Annotated in this window: 5 protein-coding genes; all 5 read left to right on the top strand. The window is 47.1% G+C overall.

Features of this window, described 5'->3' with window-relative positions; genetic code table 11:
* Nucleotides 1-535, top strand: a 535-nt coding sequence (locus tag STRDD11_RS10275) for a YoaK family protein (protein WP_241209411.1), incomplete at its 5' end; no start/stop codon positions are given.
* 73 nt (nt 536-608) lie between these two features.
* Entirely contained in the window at nt 609-1,316 is a 708-nt protein-coding gene (locus STRDD11_RS10270) for a hypothetical protein (RefSeq protein ID WP_241209410.1), read from the top strand.
* Between the two features lie 16 nt (nt 1,317-1,332).
* A complete protein-coding gene (locus tag STRDD11_RS13715; protein ID WP_164828466.1) occupies nt 1,333-1,506 on the top strand; it encodes a hypothetical protein in 174 nt (57 codons plus the stop codon).
* Between the two features lie 346 nt (nt 1,507-1,852).
* Nucleotides 1,853-3,415: a 2-isopropylmalate synthase gene (locus tag STRDD11_RS10265; protein WP_128837222.1), complete on the top strand. Its 1,563-nt coding sequence runs from the start codon at nt 1,853-1,855 to the stop codon at nt 3,413-3,415.
* A 16-nt stretch (nt 3,416-3,431) separates the two neighbouring features.
* On the top strand, nt 3,432-3,727 hold a 296-nt coding region (locus tag STRDD11_RS10260), incomplete at its 3' end, for an isocitrate/isopropylmalate family dehydrogenase (protein WP_241209409.1).

The following is a 3,727-nucleotide window of genomic DNA, read 5'->3' as shown; positions in this document are numbered from 1 at the left end:
CAATGTGGTCTTTTTGTCGGTGGAGCTGATTAATCGTGAATCTCAGGCGATAGAGGTCAAGCTGGCTACCATGGTGGCTTTTATGCTGGGGATTTTCCTGCTGACTGTTTTTCAGGGACGCTTTGAGCAGTCCTGGTGGCGGCTGGCCAGCATTGTGCCGCTGATTGTAACAACCGGTCTGGCCGGCCTGCTGCCGGCTGCTGTTCCCAATATCTACATTGTCCCGCCGCTGGCTTTCTGCATGGGAGTAGTGGCGACAGCCTTTGGAGAGGTAGACGGCATTGTCTACAACAACTCCTTTATGACCGGCAACATCAAGAAAACCATGGTGGCCTTCGGCAGATATGCCCGCAGCAAGGACCGTTCTTATTTGCGGGAAGGTCTCTTTTTCGTGGCCCTTTTGGGCAGCTTCGTTGCTGGGGCTATTTTCTCCGCTTACCTGGACCAGTTCTACCTTTTGAAAACCATCTGGCTGGTTTCCCTAATCCTAACGGCCTTTCTGCTCTGCCGAGGCATTCAGTATATACGGAGGTGAGGGGAGAGAAGCTTCAGAATGGAGAAGCTTGAGAAGCAAGATCATAGAATAATCAGTAAGAACAGAAAGAAAAATGAGAAAAATAATTTTTATCGGGCAGAGCGGTGATGAGGCTGTCTATTACGACACACGAACAAAAGAAGCCTTAGTAGTGGCCGATAAAAGTGCCCCTTTAAATACGGAGGGGGCCAGGAAAACCAATAGGGCCATTATTCCTTTGATGTTGGTTTTCATTTTCTTGGGTTTGATTGGAGGAATAGTGGCCATACCAGCTTTTTCCGGTTTTCGCTACAGCAGCTGGATGGTCCCGCCTTATATCGCTGTCCAGCTCTTTGTCTGCTTTGGCTTTATATGGATGATGGAAGAGGCCTTGTATAAAGAAGTGAAGCAGGTTCAGGGGGCAAGTTCGCAACAGTTTGCGAAAGCCGTTGATTCAAATCTGTTTTGGGAAAATTTTAGTAAGAAAAAAGCGACGTTTGGGAAGATGATAGTTTTTCTAATAATACAGTTAGTAATTATATTTTTAGCATTTATAGGAATTGCTACCATACCAAATATTGTAAATTCATTTATAAGGCAGGAGAAATTTGATGCACAAATTTTATTTTCATTATTGATAGGCCTTTTTCCTGCCTTGTTGTACCTTTTCTTATTCCAAAACAACCCCATTCGCTGGCTCTTAGCTGTGCGGAAGTACAAGCAGGGGGAAAGTGAGATTTGCAGAAGTATCAAAAGGGAAACAACATTCGTGAAAAATCGATTGCTATTTATAAATGATTAGTTTTGGTAGGGTGAGTATGCTCAATCGTGAAAATACCATTACTAAGTTGCCTGGAGATAAAGCGGATCCGCTGAAAAAACCAGTTGGTACCACCAATATCGTTGTTCCTTTGTACTGCTCGCAGAGTTTCGATTCCGATAGTGCCCATGATTTTGGTGTCTTTCAGGGAGACAGTAAAAGTTCTTTCTGATAATAGAAAATCCTATCAATAATCCAGCATATTAAAAATTTTCTGAAAATAATAACTTTTTCTTGACAGCCTTATGATGCTGTGTTAAAATACTAATCAATAAGATACGTCTTTACAAGGAGTCAGTCAGACATGAAGTCAGCACAATTTACAAACTTTAACCTGTTGTTGCGTTACTCGGGCTAGTGCGAAAGCATTAGTCCTGTTTGGCTTACCAAGCGGGAGTAAATCAACATCTCGCTTGGTTCCAAGTGAGATGTTTTTTCTTTGACAGGCTGATTTTTGGGAAGTTTTTTCAAAAATCACAGCCGCAACTTGCTCTAAGCATTAGAAAGAGGATAGATTTATGCGCAAAGTTGAGTTTCTTGATACCAGCCTCCGGGATGGTGAGCAGACACCAGGAGTGAATTTTTCCATCAAGGAAAAGGTCGCTATTGCCAAGCAGTTAGAGAAGTGGGGCATTTCGGCTATTGAAGCTGGCTTTCCTGCTGCCAGTCCGGATTCATTTGCGGCGGTGCAGGAGATTGCCAGAGTCATCACAAAAGCTTCTGTCACCGGTCTGGCCCGTTCGGTCAAGTCTGATATTGATGCCTGCTATGAAGCGCTCAAGGACGCCAAGCATCCGCAGATTCATGTCTTCATTGCGACCAGTCCGATTCACAGAGAGTTCAAGCTGAAAAAGTCCAAGGAAGAGATCTTGGAAGCAATCAAGGAGCATGTGTCTTACGCACGTTCCAAGTTCGATATTGTCGAGTTTTCACCGGAAGATGCGACACGGACAGAGCTGGACTTTCTGCTGCAAGTGATTCAGACCGCGGTGGATGCCGGTGCCAGCTATATCAATATCCCGGATACAGTCGGCTTTACGACACCAGAAGAGTTCGGCCATATCTTCCAGTATCTCATTGACAATGTTCAGACAGATCGTGAGATTATCTATAGCCCTCATTGCCATGATGACCTGGGCATGGCAGTGGCCAATAGTTTGACGGCTGTTAAGCACGGAGCAAGACGAGTGGAAGGCACCATCAATGGAATCGGCGAGCGGGCCGGCAATGCAGCCTTGGAAGAAGTAGCTGTCGCGCTGGAGATTCGTCAGGACTACTATCAGGTTGAGACAGACATCGTGCTCAATGAGACAATCAACACTTCTGAGCTGGTATCCCGCTTCTCAGGTATTCCGGTGCCGAAGAACAAGGCAGTCGTCGGCGGCAACGCCTTCTCCCATGAGTCTGGTATCCATCAGGACGGCGTTCTCAAGAATCCGCTGACCTACGAAATCATCACACCTGACTTGGTCGGTGTCAAGAGCAACTCACTGCCGCTTGGCAAGCTGTCTGGCCGTCATGCCTTTGTCGAAAAGCTGAAAGAGCTGGCTCTGGACTTTGAAGAGTCTGAAATCAAGGAGCTTTTTGCCAAGTTTAAGGTCTTGGCGGACAAGAAAAACGAAGTCACCGATGCGGATATTCGGGCTCTGATTGCCGGCACAACGGTTGAAAATCCTGAAGGCTTCCACTTTGATGACCTGCAGCTGACGACCAATGACGACCAGACCATTACGGCAGATGTACAGCTGGTCAATGCAGGAGGCGAAGTAGTCAGCTGCGTGGCAGAAGGCAAGGGCAGTGTAGAGGCTATCTTTAATGCCATCGACCAATTCTTCAACCAGTCTGTTCAGCTCCTGTCTTATAATATCGAGGCTGTGACAGACGGCATTGACTCTCAGGCCCGCGTTCTGGTAGCGGTTGAAAATATGGATACGGACACCATTTTCAACTCTTCCGGCATTGATTTTGACGTATTGAAAGCCAGCGCTATTGCCTATATTCATGCCAATGCTTTTGTGCAAAAGGAAAACGCCGGAGAAATCGGCCATCAAGTCTCTTATCGGGACTTGCCTGCTAACTGATTAGAAAGAAAGAGTTATGACCAAGAAAATAGTTGCGCTGGCTGGTGACGGGATCGGTCCGGAAATCATGACAGCCGGTCTTCAGGTCCTGCAGGCCGCAGCCGAAAGCATCGGTTTTTCCTATGAAGTTGAGGAGCTGCCTTTCGGCGGTGCCGGCATTGATGCGGCTGGCCACCCTCTGCCTGCGTCTACTTTAAGGGCGGCCCAGGCTGCAGATGCCATTCTTCTGGCAGCTATCGGCAGCCCTCAGTATGACAATGCAGCAGTTCGACCTGAGCAGGGACTGCTGGCTTTGCGCAAGGAGCTGGAGCT

Origin of the sequence: Streptococcus sp. DD11, assembly GCF_001578865.1 — a bacterium.
Taxonomy (GTDB): domain Bacteria; phylum Bacillota; class Bacilli; order Lactobacillales; family Streptococcaceae; genus Streptococcus; species Streptococcus panodentis.
This window is presented reverse-complemented; position numbering and strand designations above follow the sequence as displayed.